The sequence below is a fragment of the Leisingera thetidis genome, assembly GCF_025857195.1.
GTDB lineage: Bacteria > Pseudomonadota > Alphaproteobacteria > Rhodobacterales > Rhodobacteraceae > Leisingera > Leisingera thetidis.
The window spans coordinates 82,253-102,918 of the sequence record NZ_CP109790.1 but is presented as its reverse complement, the minus strand read 5'-3'; the positions used below and the strand labels follow the sequence as shown (position 1 = coordinate 102,918).

Annotated in this window: 18 protein-coding genes; 14 read left to right on the top strand and 4 right to left on the bottom strand. The window is 65.4% G+C overall.

All coding sequences use genetic code 11. The features are described from left to right. Positions 1–37: 37 nt before the first annotated feature. Positions 38–700: a GntR family transcriptional regulator gene (locus OKQ63_RS24275; protein ID WP_264214452.1), complete on the bottom strand. Its 663-nt coding sequence runs from the start codon at positions 698–700 to the stop codon at positions 38–40. 234 nt (positions 701–934) lie between these two features. Here OKQ63_RS24275 and OKQ63_RS24270 point away from each other — a divergent pair, with 234 nt between their 5' ends. Both OKQ63_RS24270 and OKQ63_RS24265 read left to right on the top strand, forming a co-directional pair. Then, positions 935–2,533: an ABC transporter substrate-binding protein gene (locus tag OKQ63_RS24270; protein ID WP_264214451.1), complete on the top strand. Its 1,599-nt coding sequence runs from the start codon at positions 935–937 to the stop codon at positions 2,531–2,533. 74 nt (positions 2,534–2,607) lie between these two features. Continuing rightward, entirely contained in the window at positions 2,608–3,267 is a 660-nt protein-coding gene (locus tag OKQ63_RS24265) for a glutathione S-transferase family protein (protein WP_264214450.1), read from the top strand. Here OKQ63_RS24265 and OKQ63_RS24260 read toward each other — a convergent pair. Both OKQ63_RS24260 and OKQ63_RS24255 read right to left on the bottom strand, forming a co-directional pair. Then, positions 3,260–3,862, bottom strand: a complete 603-nt coding sequence (locus OKQ63_RS24260) for a peroxidase-related enzyme (protein WP_264214449.1) — start codon at positions 3,860–3,862, stop codon at positions 3,260–3,262. The two genes, OKQ63_RS24265 and OKQ63_RS24260, sit on opposite strands and share 8 nt — an antisense overlap. Further along, positions 3,859–4,944, bottom strand: a complete 1,086-nt coding sequence (locus tag OKQ63_RS24255) for a hypothetical protein (protein WP_264214448.1) — start codon at positions 4,942–4,944, stop codon at positions 3,859–3,861. The genes OKQ63_RS24260 and OKQ63_RS24255 overlap by 4 nt, the downstream gene beginning before the upstream one ends. Positions 4,945–5,078: 134 nt before the next feature. Here OKQ63_RS24255 and OKQ63_RS24250 point away from each other — a divergent pair, with 134 nt between their 5' ends. From OKQ63_RS24250 to OKQ63_RS24205, 10 genes are all read left to right on the top strand, one after another. Then, positions 5,079–6,332 carry an FAD-dependent oxidoreductase gene (locus OKQ63_RS24250; RefSeq protein ID WP_264214447.1) on the top strand — a complete coding sequence of 418 codons (1,254 nt, stop codon included), beginning with the start codon at positions 5,079–5,081 and terminating at the stop codon, positions 6,330–6,332. Between the two features lie 10 nt (positions 6,333–6,342). Beyond that, positions 6,343–6,594, top strand: coding sequence for a sarcosine oxidase subunit delta (locus OKQ63_RS24245; protein WP_264214446.1), 252 nt, complete (start codon positions 6,343–6,345; stop codon positions 6,592–6,594). Continuing rightward, complete coding sequence (locus OKQ63_RS24240) at positions 6,591–9,467, top strand: 2Fe-2S iron-sulfur cluster-binding protein (protein ID WP_264214445.1); 2,877 nt, start codon at positions 6,591–6,593, stop codon at positions 9,465–9,467. The genes OKQ63_RS24245 and OKQ63_RS24240 overlap by 4 nt, the downstream gene beginning before the upstream one ends. Next, positions 9,460–10,011, top strand: a complete 552-nt coding sequence (locus OKQ63_RS24235; RefSeq protein ID WP_264214444.1) for a hypothetical protein — start codon at positions 9,460–9,462, stop codon at positions 10,009–10,011. Before OKQ63_RS24240 ends, OKQ63_RS24235 begins: the two co-directional genes overlap by 8 nt. A 2-nt stretch (positions 10,012–10,013) precedes the next feature. Then, positions 10,014–11,051, top strand: coding sequence for an aromatic ring-hydroxylating dioxygenase subunit alpha (locus OKQ63_RS24230; protein ID WP_264214443.1), 1,038 nt, complete (start codon positions 10,014–10,016; stop codon positions 11,049–11,051). A 420-nt stretch (positions 11,052–11,471) separates the two neighbouring features. Then, a complete protein-coding gene (locus OKQ63_RS24225) occupies positions 11,472–12,659 on the top strand; it encodes a 2-aminoethylphosphonate--pyruvate transaminase (RefSeq protein ID WP_264211411.1) in 1,188 nt (395 codons plus the stop codon). Positions 12,660–12,692: 33 nt separating this feature from the next. Then, positions 12,693–13,943, top strand: coding sequence for a phosphonoacetate hydrolase (gene phnA, locus OKQ63_RS24220; protein WP_264211410.1), 1,251 nt, complete (start codon positions 12,693–12,695; stop codon positions 13,941–13,943). 11 nt (positions 13,944–13,954) lie between these two features. Then, positions 13,955–15,403, top strand: a complete 1,449-nt coding sequence (phnY, locus tag OKQ63_RS24215) for a phosphonoacetaldehyde dehydrogenase (protein WP_264211409.1) — start codon at positions 13,955–13,957, stop codon at positions 15,401–15,403. 75 nt (positions 15,404–15,478) lie between these two features. Further along, the gene (pbfA, locus tag OKQ63_RS24210; protein WP_264211408.1) at positions 15,479–16,825 is read left to right on the top strand and encodes a (R)-1-hydroxy-2-aminoethylphosphonate ammonia-lyase; all 1,347 of its coding nucleotides are present in this window, start codon (positions 15,479–15,481) and stop codon (positions 16,823–16,825) included. Between the two features lie 102 nt (positions 16,826–16,927). Next, entirely contained in the window at positions 16,928–17,200 is a 273-nt protein-coding gene (locus tag OKQ63_RS24205; RefSeq protein ID WP_264214442.1) for a (4Fe-4S)-binding protein, read from the top strand. A gap of 59 nt (positions 17,201–17,259) precedes the next feature. Here the strand turns inward: OKQ63_RS24205 and OKQ63_RS24200 are convergent, their stop codons facing one another. After that, positions 17,260–18,372 (bottom strand): trypsin-like peptidase domain-containing protein, encoded by a 1,113-nt coding sequence (locus OKQ63_RS24200; protein ID WP_264214441.1) that lies wholly within the window; start codon positions 18,370–18,372, stop codon positions 17,260–17,262. Positions 18,373–18,515: 143 nt separating this feature from the next. Between OKQ63_RS24200 and OKQ63_RS24195 the strand changes: the two genes are divergently transcribed. Next, the gene (locus OKQ63_RS24195; protein ID WP_264214440.1) at positions 18,516–19,187 is read left to right on the top strand and encodes a winged helix-turn-helix domain-containing protein; all 672 of its coding nucleotides are present in this window, start codon (positions 18,516–18,518) and stop codon (positions 19,185–19,187) included. Between the two features lie 22 nt (positions 19,188–19,209). Next, the gene (locus tag OKQ63_RS24190) at positions 19,210–20,541 is read left to right on the top strand and encodes a HAMP domain-containing sensor histidine kinase (RefSeq protein WP_264214439.1); all 1,332 of its coding nucleotides are present in this window, start codon (positions 19,210–19,212) and stop codon (positions 20,539–20,541) included. The last annotated feature ends 125 nt before the right edge of the window (positions 20,542–20,666 follow it).

The following is a 20,666-nucleotide window of genomic DNA, read 5'->3' as shown; positions in this document are numbered from 1 at the left end:
TGCGTGCATCAATTATTCGCGGCCGGTGCCGGGCGTTTCAGCTGCGGGCGCGGTAGAGATCGACGCCCCAGCGCGCGTCCTGTTCCACCAGTTTCCGGGCCAGCGCCGCGTCGCGGTCGCGCAGCGCCTGGATGATTCCGGGGTGGTCGCCCATCCAGCTGTCGATGGTCACCAGCTCAGTGATGCCATGCGCCAGCCAGGGACCGGTGCGCGCATAGAGCGACTCGATCATCGACTGCAGGGCACTGTTTCGGGTCAGGCTGTAGATGCGGCTGTGGAACCTGAAATTGACCAGCAGGAATTGCACCGCGTCCTGCTTCTGCCAGGCAGCTTCCATGTCCTGCACCAGTTTCTCCAGTGCCTTGATATCCTTGTCCCGCACGTTTTCGGCGGCGATTTCCGCTGCCGCGCCTTCCAGGATGGCGCGGATAAAGAATAGATTCGCCGCTTCTCCCGAGTTGAGATCCGGCACCCGGTAGGCCTTCTTGGCGGCACCGATCAGCGCGTCCTCGGAGGCGAGCTGGCGCAGCGCTTCGCGCACCGGCATGGCTGAGACGTCGTATTCTTCGGCGAGGGTCCGGATCGACAGGGTTTCCGCCGGGCGGAGCCGGCCGACAATCAGCTTCATTTTCAGGTCGGCATAGACCTTGGCGCTGAGATTTTCCGCAGGCGCTGTTTCCCGATTTGCTGCTGTGTCCATCTGCCCCTCCGAGGTCCATTCTGGTCTTTGGCTGCGGACCGGCTACCATTGGCGCCCAAGGTCCTGTGCTGCTGTGCCCAGCCTTACCACGGCTGGCATCTGTGATCAAAGATGCTTGATTTTTGCATGATTCTGTGATCACAGTTTAGCACAATAAGCAAAAACCGGACCATAAAAGGCCGGCAAATGATCCAGGCCCGCCGGTGCCGGACGACCCAACAGCGGAGACCATGAATGTCTGACAGCAAGTTCAAAGACCACCAGTTCCAGCTATTCGCGGCCGGGAAACTGTCGCGGCGCCAATTTATGGGAACCCTGGCCGCTGCCGGCGTGTCGGCGGGGGCCATCGCCAGCCTGACAGCCGGCCGGGCCCATGCGGCAACGCCCAAGACCGGCGGCCGCCTTGTGGTCGGCATTGAAGCGTCGCAAGCGCAGGACAGCCTGGATCCGACCAGATTCTACGGCACCGCAAATATCATGATGGGCTATTCCGTCTATGACACGCTGGTGAACCGGGACGCCAATCTGCAGCCGATGCCCTGGCTGGCCACCTCCTGGGAGGCCAATGACGATGCCACGCAATGGGTCTTCAACCTGCGCGAGGGTGTGACCTTCCACGACGGCGCCCCCTTTGGCGCCGAGGATGTGATGCACACCATTGACCGCATCAACCGCGAGGGCAGCGAGGCGCCGGCCAAATCCTACATCAGCCAGATCACCGCGGTCGAAAAGCTGAGCGACCATCAGGTCCGGTTCCATCTGGAAGGGCCGAATGCGGAATTCCCGATGATCATGTCCGACACCCGGCTGCATATCAGCAAGCGGGGGCTTGAGGACTTTGCCGGAACACCGCCGGGCACCGGCCCGTTCAAGGTGGTCGAGTTCACCCCCGGCAACCGCTATGTCTTTGCCCGCAATGAAAACTATTGGGGCGCGGAAGGCCCCTATGTCGACGAATTGGAGTTTGTCGGCATTCCGGACAATACCGCCCGGATCAACGCGCTGATCGCCGGCGACATCAACATGCTGCTGCAGCTGGACCAGAAGGCCACCCGGCTGATCGGCAACAGCGGTGCGGGCTATGTGGTCAACGCGCCTTCCGGCGCCTTCCTCAATCTTGCGATGATGCTGGACCGGGCGCCGACGGACAGCCATGATTTCCGGATGGCCATGAAATATGCCATCGACCGCGAAGGGGTCCGCGACAACATCCTCAAGGGGCTGGGCACCATCGGAAACGATCACCCGATCGCACCGATCGACCCCTATTACAACGCGGAAATCGCCCAGCGGGCCTATGATCCCGACAAGGCCCGCTTCCACATCAAGAAGGCCGGGCTGGAGAACACGCCGATTGACCTCTATGGCTCGGATGTTGCGGGAACCGGCGCGCTGGCCGCCGCGCAGCATGTGCAGCAAAGCGCCAAGGCCGCGGGCATCAACCTCAATGTCATCAACCCGCCTGCGGACAGTTTCTGGTCCTCCGTCTGGATCCAGAAGCCGATGATCACCTCGGGCTGGGATCCGCGGCCGGTGCCGGACCTGATCTTCTCCATCGCCTTTTCCAAAACCTCCACCTGGAACGAGACGCTGTGGCGCAATGACAGTTTCGAAGGCCTGCTGAGCCAGGCGCGGTCGACGCTCGACTTTGCCAAGCGCAAGGAGATCTACGGCGAAATGCAGCAGATGGTGCATGATGATGGCGGCCATATCACGCTGGGCTTCCGCAACTTCGTCGATGCCGCGCGCCACGAAGTGCAGGGCGTGGCACCGCATAGCGCCGGGCCCCTCGGCTTCTACCAGGCGGCGCGCACAGCCTGGATCGACGCCTGACCAGGCAAATGCCCCGCCCTGCCGTCCGGCGCTCTGCCGCTGGCCGGCAGCGGTGCGGCTGGAAAGAGTTGGAAATGCCCGGATACACCCTGTTCTGCGCGCCTGACACCTACGCGATGAGCGCCCATGCGGTGCTGGAGGAAACCGGCGCGGAATACGCGGTGCGCTGGATCCGGATCTTTGACGAGGATCCCGATCCGGACTTCCTCGCCGCCAGCCCGCATTGCCGCACTCCGGCGCTGTCCGGCCCGGACGGCGCGGTGTTCGAGACCGGTGCGGTATGCCTTTACCTTGCGGAGCGCCACCCGGAGGCGGGTCTGGTGATCCCGCCCGGCGACCCGCGCCGCGGTGCCTTTCTGCAATGGTTCCATTATCTGGCAACCACGCTGCAGCCGGAGGTGATCATCCAGTACCACCCGGAGTTCTATCACCGCGAGCCCGACCGGCAGGCCGCGTTGAAGGTGGCGTCGATGGCGCGGCTCAGAGGAGTTTTTGAAACCCTCGACAAGGCCCTGTGCGCGGGTCCGTATTTCTTTGGCGCTTCGCCCACGGTGCCGGATTTCATCCTGGGCATGCAGACGCTGTGGGACGTGATCTTCCCCGAAGGCGGCATCGCCGCCTATCCGAATATCGCGCGGCAGCGGGAGGTGATCTGCCAGCGGCCCGCCGTGCAGCGGATGCGGGCGGCGCATGCCGGGGAATACGCCCGGCGCCGGGCGCAGACGGCTACTTAGGGGCGGCTGGCACGGGGGTCTCCGCCAACCCGGCAGTGTCACCCAGCCGGGTGCCCAGCCCATTGATCATCCGCGCCCAATAGGCAAAGGCGGCAGTGATCTGGATCAGGTAGGAAATCCCTTTGTCGCAGAACCTTGCCGCGCGCAGAGGCTGCAGATCCTGCGCAGTCATCTGCTCGGGCGTCTGCGACAGCTTGCGGGCATAACGGAGCGCGGCCAGCGTTTTGCTGTCTGCCTCAGCGGGCTCTTTGCCCGCTTCCAGCGCCTGCAGGATTGCGTCTGCCCGCGCGTCATCTTCCAGATACATCCGGAAATTCGCGCCGTGATTGACCGCCGCATAGCGGCAGCCGCAAAGCATCGCCACATAGGTTGCGGCCAGCTCGGCCAGCCAGGGCGCCAGCGGGTTGTCCGGGTTGTGCAGCAAGGCCAGGTAATGGGCGTCCGCGGGCTGGATCGCCGCCGGTGTCTGCGACATCGCCAGGTAGAGGTTCTCGACCCTGCCGTCCTTGCCTTTGACCGCGTCATAGGCTTCGGCCAGGGTGTCCTTGGCTTCTGATTGCGCGATCACGTCTACCCAGGCGATGGCCGGTTTCATGGCGCTTGGATCCCGATATCCCGCAGCACTGACGCGTTGAGGAACCTGCGCTGGTCTGCGGGCAGCATGGCCTGAATCTCCGGCCTGTCGAGGAAGATCATGCGGCCCCTCTCCCAGACCACTTGATCATCGAAGGCGATCGTCAGGTCCATCAGATGAAAGGCCGCATCGCCAGGATCGATTCCGGCCGCATGCATATGGGTATAGCGCGGCGAGCCATAGGCGACGGTGCCCCATTTCTCGAGATCCTCATAGGGATCGCCGTTGTAGAAGGTGCCGGGGTTGATGCCGGTGTGCCAGGAGTTGACCCGGCAGGGATCGCCGCCAGTGAGCGCCGCCGCGCGCTCCAGCTGTTTCTTCAGTCGGGAGACCAGCTCGGCCGGGCCATCAAACGCCACCAGCCGCGAGTCCTCCACCTGCGCCAGAATGGGCTGATCCAGCACCAGGGTGCTGTCCTCATAAGCCCGCGTCGAGGAGGAGGTCACGAAATGCCGGATTGCCAGAGTGCCGCGCATCTTGCGGCAATGCACCGGCGGGAAGATCATCACCGGGAACAGCTCCAGCGCAAAATCGGCAATGGCGCTGCCGCGGTCCGGTTTGATCTCGCCGGTCAGATCGGTGCCGCAATCGCCTGTCATGTGCCAGGACCGGGCGTTCAGGATCAGCTCCAGCAGCGCGTCGTGCACTCGCTTCATGGCGTCGAAATCGGCGCTGGCAAATGGGGCTGCCATGTGCTCCCGGGTGAGGGTGTAGGCCATTACCGCCTTGCTCCCCTCCAGATTGAAGCGCACCTGATCGCCGAGCCGCGAGAAAAAGACCGTGCGGTCCGCCCGTGCCATCGCCGCGCGCACGGCGGCGGGGAATTCACCGGCATCGGCCACAGGTCCGGTCACGATGATTTCGGGTTTCATTCCCAGCCCTTTGGCGATCTGCGCCACGGCGGTGCAGAGTTCGGGCTCAAAGTAGAGGTCCTTGCCTGCCTCACCCACCAGCAGGATGCGGTCGCCTGCCTGCGCGCGGGCGCAGTTCAGCAGCAGGTTGCGCGCACCGGGCTCCAGGTCTGCAAGCGGAAACTCAGCCATTTGTTCTGCCTCCGGGTGTCATGTTGCCCTTCCGGTATGGCGTTTCTGTGATCACAGATCAACAAAAATCTGCTGCTTGCCAAATGGCCCTGCCTTCGCTAACTGTGATCACAGATGTAATTTGGATTTCCGGCATGGGCTATTCCGCTTTTTCCATCCTGGGTCATGCGTTGACCGCAAACAAGCACTGGCAGGCGGCCGTCGGCACCCCGGATATGCGCGCGTCTTATGACGTTGTGATCATCGGCGGCGGCGGCCACGGGCTGGCAACGGCCTATTACCTGGCCAAGGAGCACGGCATCACCAATGCGGCGGTGCTTGAGGCGGGCTGGATCGGCGGCGGCAATACCGCGCGCAACACCACGATTGTGCGGTCCGACTACCTGCTGAATTCCAGTTTCCGGCTCAAGGATTTTGCCCTGGGATTGTGGGCTGATCTCAGCCGCGATTTGAATTTCAACCTGATGTATGAGCCGCGGGGCTATGCCGATCTGGCCCATTCCGACGGCGAGCTGGAGCATTTCACCCTGCGCGCCAATGCCATGCGGCTGGGCGGAGCGGATGCGCAGATCCTGACCGGCGATGCTCTGCAGGCAAGGCTGCAGGAGCTGGACCTGGCCTCGCCCAAGCGCTTCCCCATCGCCGGCGCGCTGGTGCAGGAGGCAGGCGGCGTGGTGCGCCATGATGCGGTGGCCTGGGGTTTTGCCCGCAAGGCGTCGCAGGCGGGCATCCATGTGTTTCAGAATTGCCCGGTCACCGGGATTGAGGTCCGGGACGGCACGCTGCAGGCCATCGAGACTGCCAAGGGCCGTATCACCTGCGGCAAGGCCCTGATCAGTGTGGCCGGCGCCAGCACGCAGGTCGCCGCGCTGGCGGGGCTGGAGTTGCCGCTGAACTCGATCAACGTGCAGGCCTTTGTCACCGAGCCGGTGAAGCCCGCGCTGGACACCGTGGTGAACTACAACGCAGGCTTGTCTTATGTCAGCCAGACCAGCAAGGGCGAGTTTGTGCTGGGCGGCGCGACGGACGGCTACAGCTCGTTTGCCCGGCGCGGCAGTTTCGAGCGGATCGAGGATGTGCTGGCCCGGGCCTTGCAGATGTTCCCGTTCCTGTCGCGGCTGCGGCTGATGCGGCATTGGTCGGGGACTGCGGATATCCCGATGGACGGCAACGCCATTCTTGGCCCCACCCCGGTGGCGGGGCTGATGATCAATGCCGGCTGGGGCTATGCCGGGTTCAAGGCGACCCCTGCCGTGGGCCACCAGATGGCCGGACTGCTGGCCACAGGAAAGCTGCCGGAGCTGCTGCGGCCCTTTGCCTTGGAGCGGTTTGCGTCTGGCGCCGAGCAGGACGATGCCGGCGCCGGCCCCTACCCTTGGCTGCATTAGGAGCGATGAGATGCTGTTGATCCCCTGCCCCCTCTGCGGCCTGCGCGAGGAAAGCGAGTTCACCTATGGCGGCCCCCGCCGCGATCTGCCTGCGCTGGCCGGACAGGCGGATGCTGCGGTCTGGAGCAAAGCCCTTCATATGGGACACAACCCGCGCGGCGCCTTGCGGGAGCTTTGGTATCACGGCAGCGGCTGCGAGGCATGGATCGAAGTCACGCGGGACACGGTCTCTCATGAATTCCATCCGGGAGGCGCGGAATGAGGCGCTTGCCCGCAGGAGGGCTGATCGACCGCAGCCGGACGCTCTGCTTCACCTTCGATGGTGTGGCGATGACCGGCCATCCCGGCGATACGCTGGCCTCGGCCCTTTTGGCCAACGGGCGGCACCTGGTGGCGCGCTCGCTGAAGTACCACCGCCCGCGGGGAATTCTGTCGGCAGGGCTGGAAGAGCCCTCGGCCATGGTCACCGTCCGGGATGAGAGCGGCAGCACGCCGAACCTGAAGGTGACCGAAGTGCGCTTGCGCGACGGGCTGCAGGTGGCCAGCCAGAACACCACCCCTTCGCTGGACAAGGACCGGGCCGCGGTGCTGGGCCTGCTCGGCAGGACGATCGGCGCCGGGTTTTATTACAAGACGTTCCTGTGGCCGCGGGGCGCCTGGCACCGGCGCTTTGCGCCGCTGATCCGCCAGGCGGCCGGGCATGGGGAGGTGGACCCGGCGTCCGATCCTGCGCTTTATGACAAGCGGCGGAAAAGCTGCGATGTGCTGGTGATCGGCAGCGGTCCGGCGGGGCTGTCGGCGGCGGTGACAGCGGCGCAGTCGGGTGCAACGGTGATCCTGCTGGAACAGGACCACGCCATTGGCGGCTCGCTGCTGTCGTCCGGGGAAACTCTGCAAGGCTTGCCCGCGCTGGACTGGGCCGAGGATGCGGCGGACGCGCTGCAGGCGTTGTCCAATGTCACCGTGATGCCCGGCACGCTGGCCTTTGGGCAGTATGACCACGGGCTGGTGCAGGCGGTGGAGACGCTCCCCGCCGGCAGCGCCTGCCGGGCGGTACTCTGGAAGATACGGGCCAAGCGCGTCCTGCTGGCGGCCGGCGCCATCGAACGCCCGCTGGTGTTCCCCGGGAATGACCGCCCCGGCATCATGCTGGCGGGCGCGGTGCGCAGCTACATCCGCCGCTTTGGCCTGGCACCCGGGAACCGCGCCGTGGTGGCCGTGAGTGATCCGCAGGAGCGCGCCGCGACCGTGGCCGCCCTGCAGGAGGCCGGGATTGCCGTTGCCGCGGAGCTGCCCGCCGGGGCCCGCCTTCTCTGCACCCAAGGCAAAAAGCATCTGGCCGGCCTCGCCTGGCGCGATGCGCACGGCCGCAAGCACCGCACGGCTTGCGATTTGCTGGCCATGTCGGCGGGTTGGATGCCGACAGCGCATCTGTTTGCGCAGATGGGCGGCCGGCTCAGCTTTTCGGAAACCAGCCAGAGCCTGCTGCCGCCGGAAACGGAGGGACCCTTGCGCCCCATCGGCGGCGCCCGCGGGGTTCTGGACACGGGCGATTGCATTGCCGACGGCAAGGCTGCCGCGCATCAGGCGATGGCGGAGCTGGAGATGCACAAGCACCTTTGCCTGCCGCGCCCGTCCCCTGCGCCTGCTTTGAAAGAGGTCTTCACCGCAGGCAACGGCAAGGCCTTTGCCGATTTTCAGAATGACGTCACCCGCGAGGACATCGCCCTGGCACAGCGGGAGGGCTACCGGGATATCGAGCTGACCAAGCGTTACACTACCCTTGGCATGGGGACCGATCAGGGCAAGATCAGCTGGACCAACGGTGTGCTGGAAATCGCCGCGCTGTCCGGGCAGGACCCTGCCGCCATTGGCCACACCACCTATCGCCCGCCTTATTCGCCGGTCTCCCTGGGCGCTTTGGCCGGGGCGGAGACAGGCAGGCAGATGACCCCCGCCCTGCGCACGCCTTTTCACAATGGGTTCGGGAAACTGGGCTGCGTGTTCCAGACCTCCGGCGCGTGGCTCTATCCCCGTTACTTTCCGAAGCCGGGCGAAACCATGCCGCAGGCGATTGAGCGGGAAACCCGTGCGGTGCGCAATTCGCTGGGCTGCGTGGACATGTCCACCCTTGGCAAGATCGACGTGCAGGGGCCGGATGCGCTGGAGTTCCTCGGCCGTCTTTACTGCAACAACTTTGCCGCCATCCAGCCCGGCCGGCTGCGCTATGCGCTGTTGCTGCGGGAGGACGGCTATGTGTTTGACGACGGCACCATCGCCTGCCTGGCCCCGGACCATTTCATGGTAACCGCAACCACCGCCAATGCGGGTTCCGTCTGGCGGCACATGCGGAAATGCGCGCAGGCTGACTGGCCGGGACTGGATGTGTCGCTCACGGATGTCAGCGATCATTGGGCCTCGCTGGCGATAGCCGGCCCGAATGCGCGCAGTCTCCTGACCGCGCTGGAGCCGGATTTCGGGACGTCCCGCGACGCCTTCCCCTTTGCGGCAGTGCGCGAGGGACATCTCGGCGGGCTGCCTGCGCGGGTGTTCGCGGTCAGCTTCTCGGGCGAGCTGAGCTATGAGATCAATGTTCCGGCGGGCTATGCCGGGGCTCTGCTGGCCCGTGTTATGGCGCGCGGCGCCGAATGGGATATCACGCCCTACGGGCTGGAAACGCTGGACGTGCTGCGGATCGAAAAGGGGCATCTGTCGGCAGGCACCGAAATCGACGGCCGCCGCACGCCGGGGGATCTGGGCATGGGCGGCATGGTCTCGACGAAGAAGGATTTTCTGGGCCGTGCCCTGCTGCAGCGCTCAGGTCTGCAGGCAGAAGGACGCGAACAGCTGGTGGGGCTGGTTCCGGAGGACGGCACAACGCCCATCCCCTATGCCGCGCATCTGAGCGATCAGGACATTGACGCCAGGGGATGCGCCGCAACCATCGGCCATCTGACCGCGGCAATCGGCAGCCCCGCTCTTGGCCGCCCGGTTGCGCTTGGCTTTCTGCAAGACGGCCGCAACCGGCTGGGAGATGTGCTTTGGGCGCATTCTCCGGTTGCCGGGAGTTCGGTGCGGGTCCGGGTCGCGGAACCCTGTTTCTATGACCCGAATGGGGAGCGGCTGCATGGATGAAGCGCCGGAGATCACCCGCGCAAGCGATGCGGCCGGCTTCCTGCCCGGCCCGCTCGGGCTGCGGTTGGATGAAACGTTCCTGCCGCTGACCGCCTTGAACGCGGGGCCCGGGGCCTTGGACATGCTGCTGCCCTTTGGACAGATGCGCCAGCACGGCGGAAGCTTGCTTCTGCGGCTCTGGCCCGGAACGGCTTGGTGCAGCGGCCCGGTGCCTGAGGGCCGGTACCGCACGGCGGACATCGGCCATGGCTGGACCCAGTTCCGCCTGCGCGGCGTCGAGGCGCTGCAATTTCTGGATCTTTACACCAGTGCGGACCTGTTTGCGCCGCAAATACGCCAGGCCCGCTGCATCCGCACCCGGCTGGGCGGCTATGACTGCACGGTCTGGTGGCACAGCACCCGCGACGTGAATCTGGTGGTGTCCCGGTCTGCTGCGCAGTCCTTTGCGGACCATTTGCGTGCACTGGCCTTGCGCCACGACATTGCCGATCCATCCACCGATCCGCGCCCGGTCCCCCCCGGCGCCCCAGACAGAAGAGGCTGAACATGTATCTCCGCAACACCTGGTATGTCGCTGCATGGGACAGCGAAATTACCCGCGAGCCGCGCCAGATCAAGGTGCTGGGCGAAAAGATCGTGGTCTTCCGCACCGAAGCCGGCGCCCCTGTGGCGCTGATCGATGCCTGCCCGCACCGCAAGCTGCCGCTGTCCAAAGGGCGCATCAAAGGCGACCATATCGAATGCGGCTATCACGGGCTGACCTTCGATTGCACCGGCAGCTGCGTGCGCGTGCCCGGCCAGGACAAGATCCCGCCGGCCACCAACATCCACGCCTACCCGGTCGAAAGCCGCTATGGTCTGGTCTGGATCTGGATGGGCGATCCGGCGCTGGCGGATCCGGACAAGATCTTCAAGGTCGCGCATTTCGAAGAGCCGGGCTGGGGCATCAACAAGGGCGACGCGATGCCGTTTCCCTGCAATTACCTTTACATCACCGACAATCTGCTCGATCCCAGCCATGTCGCCTGGGTGCATCAAAGCTCCTTTGGCAATGCCGCCTGCGAGGAGGAGCCGCTGACCGTCACCGGCACGGAAACCGGCGTGATCGTGTCGCGCTGGATGTATGATGTGGAGGTTGCGCCCTTCTATCGGAAACTGGTGCCGTTCGAGGGCAATTGCGACCGCGAGCAGCATTACGAGGTCCGTTACCCGTCGCTTGCATATATCAAGGCGGTGTTCGTGCCTGCAGGCACCGGTGGCGACGCAAGCAACCTGCCGGAGGGGCAGTATTTCCAAATGGACAGCTACAACTTCATGACCCCGGAAGATGAAGAAACCACACGCTATTACTGGTTTCAGATCCGCAATGTGCATGCGCAGAACGCGGAAATATCCCAGTACATGAGCGACTCGGTCGAGGTGGCATTCAATGAAGACCGGGAGATTCTGATCGAGGTGCAAAAGGGGATGACCGGAAAGACCACCCGGAACGTCGATCTGGCAATTGACGCCGGTCCCTTGCTGTTCCGCCGCCGCTTGCAAAAGCTTATCGATGCGGAATCAAAGGCTGCGGAAACGGTCTGATGGTCCAATGCCCTGCCGGCAGCCAGGTAGCCGGCAGGGCGCGCAGACGGCGGCGGCCTTGACGGAATACCGCTGAGGCGCAATTCCGGGACATGACCCCTATACGGGTTATGGAGGCGAGCGGCGAGGCCGCCGCCTTCGCGCAGATGGCAAATGCTGCGGTGCTGTGAATAAGACAGGTTTACCCGGCTGGGGCACCTGCGGGACCGCTGTCAGCAGCGGTCACGGCTTGCCGGATACCGGCCTGCAGGGCTCAGCTGGCTGCAGTCCCGGGCTGCCGTCGGGTTTCCTGCCCGAAACCGGGGCTGCATCTCTCTTGATGTTTATAGGTTTGGCCTATGATTGGATTGTTTTTTGCAATTTTACATATGGGTTTATCTGGCGCAATCATGCATCTGGAACATGTTTTGGAGACAGGCAATGACCGCTTCGGCACCGCAGATTGATCCGCCCTTTCTGGGTGAGCCCTATCTTCTCACGCCCGGGCCGCTGACCACTTCCTATGAGGTGAAACAGGCGATGCTGCGGGACTGGGGCAGCTGGGACGACGACTTCCGGGCGATGACCCGCGAGATGCGCCGCCGCCTGCTGGCGCTGCTGGGCGACGGTGCCGCGGAGTTTGACTGCGTGCCGATGCAGGGCTCCGGCAGCTTTGCGGTGGAGGCGATGCTGGCGTCCTTCGTGCCGCGCGGCGGCAAGGCGCTGGTGCTGGCCAACGGCGCCTACGGGCTGCGCTCGGCGCAGACGCTGCACTACCTGGGCCGCGCCTATCAGCTGCTGGACAAGGGCGACTACCTGCCGCCGCGCGGGCCGGAGGTGGCGCAGATCCTGGCGGAGGATCCCTCGATCACCCATGTGGTGGCGATCCACTGCGAGACCTCTTCGGGCATCCTGAACCCGGTGGAGGAGATTTCCGAGGCGGTTTATGCCGCGGGCCGCAAGCTTCTGATCGACTCGATGTCGGCCTTTGGCGCGATTGAATTGAAGCCCGCGCAGATCCGCTACGAGGCGATGGTGTCCTCGGCCAACAAATGCATCGAAGGGGTGCCGGGCTTCGGCTTTGTCATCGCCCGCAAGGCGGAGCTGGAGGCGGCCAAGGGCAACAGCCATTCGCTGTCTTTGGATGTGCATGCGCAATGGGCGCATATGGAAAAGACCGGCCAGTGGCGGTTCACGCCGCCGACCCATGCGGTGGCGGCCTTCCTGGAAGCGCTGAAGGCGCATGAGGCCGAAGGCGGTGTCGGGGGGCGCGGCGCGCGCTACCGGCGCAACCGCGATGCGATGGTGGCGGGCATGCGCGGGCTGGGGTTCGAGACCCTGCTGCAGGACCGCTGGCTGTCGCCGATCATCGTCACCTTCTTCTGCCCCGCGGATGAAAACTTCGTGTTCAGCCGCTTTTACGAGCTGATGAAGGCGAAGGGCTTCATCATCTACCCGGGCAAGCTGACGGTGGCGGACAGTTTCCGCATCGGCTGCATCGGGCAGATGGATGAACACGTGATGCGGCAGGTTGTTGCTGCCGCCAAGGAAACTCTTGCCGAAATGGGCGTCGCCAGCGCGGCCCCGCCCGCCGCGGCGCTGGCAGAACGCGCCAAACTGGCCGCCTGAGAAGCAAGCCTGAGAGATAAGGACGTCAAAGACATGACCATTCACTCCCCCGTCGTGGCCAACGGCCGCGCCTACGCCGTGCCCGGGACCTGCGCGATTGCCATCTGCCTGGACGGCTGCGAGCCGGAATACCTGGACAAGGCGATTGCCGCCGGGCTGATGCCCACGCTCAAGCGGATGCGGGAGACCGGCACCGACCGGCTGGCGCATTCGGTGATCCCGTCGTTCACCAACCCCAACAACCTCAGCATTGCCACCGGCCGCCCGCCGGTGGTGCACGGGATCTGCGGCAATTACCTGATCGACCCGGACAGCGGCGAAGAGGTGATGATGAACGACGTGCGCTTCCTGCGCGCCCCCACCGTGTTCAAGGCCTTCCATGATGCCGGCGCGCGGGTGGCCGTGGTCACCGCCAAGGACAAGCTGCGGGCGCTGCTGGGCGCAGGCCTGTCGTTTGATGACGACCGCGCCAAGTGCTTCTCGGCGGAGAAATCCGACACCTCGACCGCGGCGGAGCACGGCCAGGAGAAGGCCAGCGAGTGGCTGGGCATGGCGCAGCCCGAGGTCTATTCGGCAGAGCTGAGCGAGTTTGTCTTTGCGGCCGGGGTGAAGCTGCTGCAGGAATGGGCGCCGGACGTGATGTATCTGACCACCACGGATTATGTGCAGCACAAGTACAGCCCCGATCAGGCCGAGGCCAAGGCCTTCTACGCGATGTTCGACAAATACCTGACGGAGCTGGACGCGCTGGGGGCCGCCATCGTGGTCACCGCCGACCACGGCATGAAGCCCAAGCACCATGCCGACGGCTCGCCCAGCGTGATCTACGTGCAGGACCTGATGGATGACTGGCTGGGCGCGGGCCAGGCGCGGGTGATCCTGCCGATCACCGACCCTTACGTGGTGCACCACGGCGCGCTCGGCTCCTTTGCCACCTGTTATCTGCCCGAGGGCGCGGACCGGGCCGGGATCATGGCGCGGCTGGCGGGCTATGACGCGATCACCGATGTGCTGACCCGCGAGGAAGCGGTGGCACGGTTCGAGCTGCCGGGCGACCGGATCGGCGACATCATCCTGGTCTCCGGCGGGAACATCTGCATCGGCACCTCGGAGCACCGCCACGACCTGGCGGCGCTGAACGAGCCGCTCAGGAGCCATGGCGGGCTGACCGAACAGGAAGTGCCGTTCATCTGCAACCGCGTCCTGCCGCTGCCGGAGCGCCCGGTGCTGCGCAACTTCGATGCGTTTTTCTATGCGGCGCAGGCGGCGGCGCTGCAACCATGAAGGAGCAGATCATGAGCAGCATCGAAATCCGCAATGAGGGCATGCGCATCGGCGGCGAGGTTGTCTTTGCCAAGGACACCGTGCCGGTGCATTACCCCTATACGGGCGAGGTGGTGGGCCATGTGCCCGCAGGCCAGGCGGAACACGCCCGCATGGCCTTTGAGATCGCCGCGAGTTACACGCCGAAGCTCACCCGTTACGAGCGCAGCCGGATCCTGCAGCGGGCCGGGGAGCTGATCGGCGAGAAGCGCGAATGGCTGGCCGAATGGCTGGTGCTGGAGCTGGGCATCTGCCACCAGCACGCCATTTACGAGACCAGGCGGGCCCAGGATGTCTATCAGTTCGCCGCGGCCGAGGCGCTGAAGGATGACGGCGAGATCTTCTCCTGCGACCTCACCCACAACGGCAAGCCGCGCAAGATCTTCACCAAGCGCGAACCGGTGAAGGCGATCTCGGCGATCACCCCGTTCAACCACCCTTTGAACATGGTCAGCCACAAGATCGCGCCCGCGATTGCCACCAACAACTGCATGGTCTGCAAGCCGACGGAGCTGACGCCGCTCACCTGCATCGCGCTGGCCGACATTCTGTACGAGGCCGGGCTGCCGCCGGAGATGTTCCAGGTGGTGACCGGCTGGCCGCAGGACATCGGCGAGGAGATGATCACCAACGAGAACATCGACATCATCACCTTCACCGGCGGCGTGCCGGTGGGCAAGCTGATTGCCGAGAAGGGCGCCTACAAGCGCCAGGCGCTGGAACTGGGCGGAAATGATCCGCTGATCGTGCTGAACGACCTCAGCGACGCCGACCTGGACAAGGCCGCCGCCATCGCCGTGGCAGGTGCCACCGGCAACTCCGGCCAGCGCTGCACCGCAATCAAGCGCATCCTGGTGCAGGAGAGCGTTGCGGACAGGTTCGTTCCGCTGGTTCTGGAAAAGGCGAAGAAGATCAGGTTCGGCGACCCGCAGGACCCGGAAACGGAACTGGGCTGCGTGATCCACGACAAGGCGGCAGAGCTGTTTGAAAACCGGGTTCTCCAAGCCGAAAAGGAAGGTGCCGAGATCCTGTATCACCCGCCCCGCCAGGGCGCGCTCCTGCCGCCGATTGTCGTCGACAGGGTGCCGCACGGCAGCGAACTGGTGATGGAGGAGACCTTTGGCCCGATCATTCCCATCGTCCGGGTGCCGGATGACGACGCCGAGGTGATGAAGATCTCCAACTCCACCGAGTTCGGCCTGTCCTCGGGCGTCTGCACCAACGATCTGAACCGGGCGATTGCCTATATCAACGGCCTGGACGTGGGCACCTGCAACATCTGGGAACAGCCCGGCTACCGCATCGAGATGTCTCCTTTCGGCGGCATCAAGGATTCGGGCAACGGCGTCAAGGAAGGCGTCATCGAGGCGATGAAGTTCTTCACCAACGTCAAGACCTACTCCCTCCCCTGGCCGGAATAACCCCGGCCCGCCGGGGCCGGCGCCGTGCCGCCCCGTTTTTTTTCCTTTTCTTTGCCCCTTGAACGGAGGCGGCGCATGCTCGTCCACACCGAAGGTGAATCCAACACGTCCCAAGCCCGCCAGGCCTGGCTCACGACATCCACCGGTGCAAACTCGGCACCGCTGCTGGCGCGCGACGCCAAGGCCTTTCTGCACCAGAGCCTCTCCAGCCCCTGCGTCAGCACCATCGCCAAGGCCGAGGGCATCTGGATCGAGGATCTGGACGGCCGCCGCTACATGGATTTCCACGGCAACTCGGTGCATCACCTCGGCTATGGCCACCCCAGGCTGGTGGCGGCAATCAAGCAGCAGCTGGACGAGCTGCCCTTTGCGCCGCGCCGCTTCACCAATGAACCGGCGGTGCAGCTGGCCGAAAAACTGGCGCAGATCACCCCCGGCGATCTCGGCAAGGTGCTGTTCACCACCGGCGGGTCCGATGCCAATGAGGTGGCGCTGAAGATCGCCCGCGCCGCCACCGGCCGCTTCAAGACGCTGAGCTTCTGGGATGCCTTCCACGGCGCGGGCTTCGGCGCCGCTTCGGTCGGCGGCGAGGCCACCTTCCGCAGCCATATCGCCGGGCCGCTGCTGCCGGGCACGGAACATGTGGCGCCCTACAGCCCGTCGGACTGCCCGTACGGCCACGGGACACTGGAGGCCAGCGCCGAAGCCTGTGCGAAGATGATCGACTACGTGCTGGGCCGCGACGGCGATTACTGCGCCTTCATCGCCGAGCCGATGCGGGCGGTGCCCGTCGTGCCGCCGCCGGGGTTCTGGAAAGCGGTGCGCCAGATCTGCGACAAGCACGGCGTGCTGCTGATCCTGGACGAGATCCCCACCGGCCTCGGCAAGACCGGGCGGATGTTCTGCTTCCAGCATGACGGCATCGTGCCGGACATTGTGACACTCGGCAAATCGCTGGGCGGCGGCATCCTGCCCATTGCGGCTTGTGTCGCCCGCCGCGATCTGGACGTCTGTGGTGATTTTGCCATCGGCCATTACACCCACGAAAAGAACCCGGTGACCGCCCGTGCCGCCCTGACGACCCTGCAGATCATCGAGGAGGAAGGTCTGGTGGAGCGCGCCGGGGAATTGGGCCGCCACGCGATGGCGCGCTTGCGTGATGCGCTGGGGCATGTGCCCCTTGCCGCAGACATCCGCGGCCGCGGCCTGATGTTCGGAGTGGAGATCGCCGGCGATGGCGGCGGTATGGTCCAGGCCCGCGCCCGGGCCGAGCAGATCTACTACGCCTGCCTCGACGCAGGGCTCAGCTTCAAGATCAGCCAGGGCAATGTCCTCACGCTCTCCCCGCCGCTGACCATCGCCCGCGAAGATCTGGACAGGGCGCTGGATATCGTCAGCGCGGCCATCAAGACCGTCCGGTAGGCCGCCGCGCGGCGGGTCGTGGGACACCGCCGGGTGAATTTAAACGACCGCTCGGAACGGAAGACCAGCAATACCGTAACCCGATCCGGGGAGGTCCAGACCATGCCGGTGATCGAAACCCGCCAGCTGCGCCTTCGCTTCAACGCGGCGAAATGCCATGGTTTCGGCCAATGCCGTCTGACCCTCTCCCAAGTGATCCGCGCCCTTTCCGGCCGGGAGGATGCAACCGGGGACCCGGAAGCGGAAGACCGTCTGAGGCAGGCCGTTGCAGCCTGCCCCTCCGGCGCTCTGACGTGCCGTGAACGGTACAGCGGCGCCAAGACGGGCGTGCGGGGCACAGACAGGGTCCGGGAGCGGCGGTTCTACCTGCCTTGATCACCCGCATCCCTGCCCGGCTTCCGGCAGGGATGCAAAAGATCTCCCCGCAGCCGCTGTCAGGCGTCCTGGCCGGACCGGTCGCCCAGGGTCACCTCCAAAGTGAGCTCCTTGCCCTGGCGCAGCACCTCGATCTGCGCAGCTTCGCCCGGGGTGTTCATCGCCACCGCCGCCGTCAGGTCGCGCAGTTCATCGACCTCGGTGCCGCCAAAGCGCAGGACCACATCGCCGGGCCTGAGACCGGCCTCAGCCGCGGGGCTTTCCGCCACCACGCTTTCGATCACCACGCCCTGGCCGGCCTCGCGGCCCAGCACATTGGCGGCCTCCCCGGACAGCGGCTTGATCTGCACGCCGAGCCAGCCGCGGGTGATCTTGCCGTCGTCTTCCAGGTCGGCGACAATCTTCTGCACCATGTCCGAGGGTACCGCAAAGCCGATTCCGACCGAACCGCCGCCGGGCGAATAGATCGCGGTGTTCACCCCGACGACCTCGCCTTCGGCATTGAACAGCGGCCCGCCGGAGTTGCCCCGGTTGATCGCCGCGTCGGTCTGGATGAAATCGTCAAACGGGCCGGAATTGATATTGCGCGAGGTGGCCGAGACGATGCCGGAGGTCACCGTGCCCGACAGGCCGAACGGGCTGCCCATGGCGATCACCTCGTCGCCGACCCGCAGCTCTTCGGAGGAGCCGAATTCCACCACCGGCAGCGGCTTGTCTGCCGCCACCTTCAGCAGGGCGATGTCGGTCAGCGGGTCGGCACCGACCACGGTGGCGTCATGGACGCTGCCGTCCGCCAGGGTAACAGTCACCGTCTGGGCGTTGTCGATCACGTGGTTGTTGGTGACGATCAGCCCTTCCTCCGCGACGACAAAACCGGAGCCGGCGCCTTTCATCGGACGGCTGTCTTCGGGCCGGGGCAGGCGCCCGCCGAACCGGCGCATGAATTCTTCCATGAACTGATCATTCGGAATGGCCTGCCGGTCAGACACGGGCTGCGCCTTGCCGGTGACCTCGACATAGACAACGGCGGGGGAGATGGTTTCGACAAGATCGGCATACCCGCCGGCAGGCACCGCCAGCGCGGGCACGGGCGCCAGCGCGAACATGGCGGCGGCAGAGGCGGCGGTCAGGCCAAAGGCAACTCTCTTGGGGGCGGTGGCAGGATTGGACATTTTCGTCTCCTTGCGTTGAAGTGATGCAAGCCAGATGGAGGGTACGGATTTCAACCGCCTGACGCCTTCTATACAGATCTGTAATGTGTGCGGCACAGCGCTCCGGTGTATCACCGGGGGGGGTTGAAAAGCGGGAGAAGGCCTTGAAAATCCTGGTGATCGAAGACGACGCCACCACCGGCCCTTATGTGCAGGCGGGCCTGCGCGAGGAAGGGCACACCGCCGATCTCGTCACCGGCGGGCGCGAGGGGCTGCTGCAGGCCACGGCGTCCGATTACGATGTGCTGATCATCGACCGGATGCTGCCCGGCCTGGACGGGCTGAGCCTGATCAAGACCCTGCGCGGCGCCGGCGTGCGCACCCCGGCGATCATGCTGACGGCGCTGAGCGGGGTGAACGACCGGATCGAGGGGCTGGAGGCCGGGGCGGATGACTATCTGGTCAAACCCTTCGCCTTCGGCGAGCTGGCCGCCCGCGTTGCGGCACTGGCGCGCCGCCCGGGCCTGCAGGAGCAGGAGACGGTGCTGCGGGCGGGCGGTCTGGAGATGGACCTGCTGCGCCGCAAGGTCACCCGCGAAGGCCAGGAGATCGACCTCCTGCCCCGCGAATTCCGCCTGCTGGAGCATCTGCTGCGCCGCAAGGGCCGGGTGCAGACCCGCACCATGCTGCTGGAGGCGGTCTGGGACATCAGTTTCGACCCGCAGACCAATGTGGTGGAAACCCATATCTCGCGTCTGCGGGCGAAGATCGACAAACCTTTCGGTACCGATCTGATCGAAACCGTGCGCGGCGCGGGGTACCGCATTGCCGGGTGATCTGACGGCCCGTGCGCGGGCTTTGCTCCGTTCCTCGCCGATGCGGCAGTCGCTGTGGCTGTCGCTGCTGTTTGTGGCCGCCAGCTCTGTCAGCCTCGGCATCACCTATTACGTCGCCCACGGCGCCCAGCGGCAGGCGATCGAGGACAGCCTGACCCAGGACATGGCGGGCTTCCGGGCCGCGCCGTCAGCTGCCGCACTGGCGGCGCTGGTCAATGCGGAGACGCGGGAAACCGACCCGCAGCGCCGCCTGCTCAGCTACCGCCGGCCCGGCGGCCGGGTGGTGGCAGGCAATGCCGCGATCATGCAGCAGCAGGCAGGCTTCCGGGTGGTGGCGCTGGGGCCGGAACCGGTGGAGATCTCCGGCCGGTTCATATCGCTCAGCGAATATATCCACGGCGGGCTGCTGACCGTCGCCCAAAGCGCCAAGCCGCTGGACGACCTGCGCCAGACCTTCCTGCGGGTGTTCCTGTTCAGCTTGCTGCCGGCCATCGCCCTTGCGGTGCTGGGCGGGGTGCTGCTGGCGCGCCGCTCGGCCCGTTCCCTAGCCGGGATCGAGCGCACCCTGTCGGCGCTGACCTCCGGCGACCTTGGCGCACGGGTGCCGGAAGGCGGGCAGGGGCACGGCGATATCGCCCGCATCGGCCGCAGCGTGAACCGGATGGCGCAGGCGCAGCAGCACGCAACCGAGGCGCTGCGGCAGGTCTCGGCAGACATCGCCCATGACCTGAAAACCCCGATCCAGCGGGTAGCGGTGCAGCTGTCGCGGCTGCAGGAGGTGCCTGACCTGCCGGAAGCGGCGCAGGCGCTGGCAGATCAGGCACTGGCGGAGACCCGCGGCATCACCAGCACCTTCGAAGCTCTGCTGCAGATCGCCCAGCTGGAAGACGGCGCACCGCGGTCGCGGTTTGAAGCCGTGGACTTGTGCAAAATCGCCGCCACCTTTGCCGAAATCTATGAGCCGGCGGCAGAGGAGCAGAACCGCAAGCTCGCGCTCAGCCTGCCGGATACGCCTGTCATGGTGACAGGGGACCGCGCCCTGCTCGGCCAGCTGCTGGCAAATCTGATCGAGAACGCCTTGCGCCACACGCCGGACGGCACGGACATCAGCCTGTCGCTGCGGCGGGACAAGGGCGCGGCCATTCTGATGGTGCGCGACCACGGCCCCGGTATTCCGGAGGCGGAACGCAAGAACGTGCTGCGCCGCCTGTACCGGCTGGAGCAGAGCCGGACCACCCCGGGCAGCGGCCTGGGCCTCAGCCTGGTGGCGGCGATTGCCGGTCTGCACGGGGCCGCGCTGCGGCTGTGTGATGCAAAGCCCGGTCTGCGCGTCGAGGTCAGATTCGCAGCCTAACCCGCTTCGCCCAGCCCCTGTCAGCCCTGGCCAAGCCTTATCTGTTTCGGCGATGCCTTTGGCGCAGAATCGGAATTCTGCGAGAATTCCGGCCAGGAAAAATCGATTTTTCCTGGCCGTTTTCC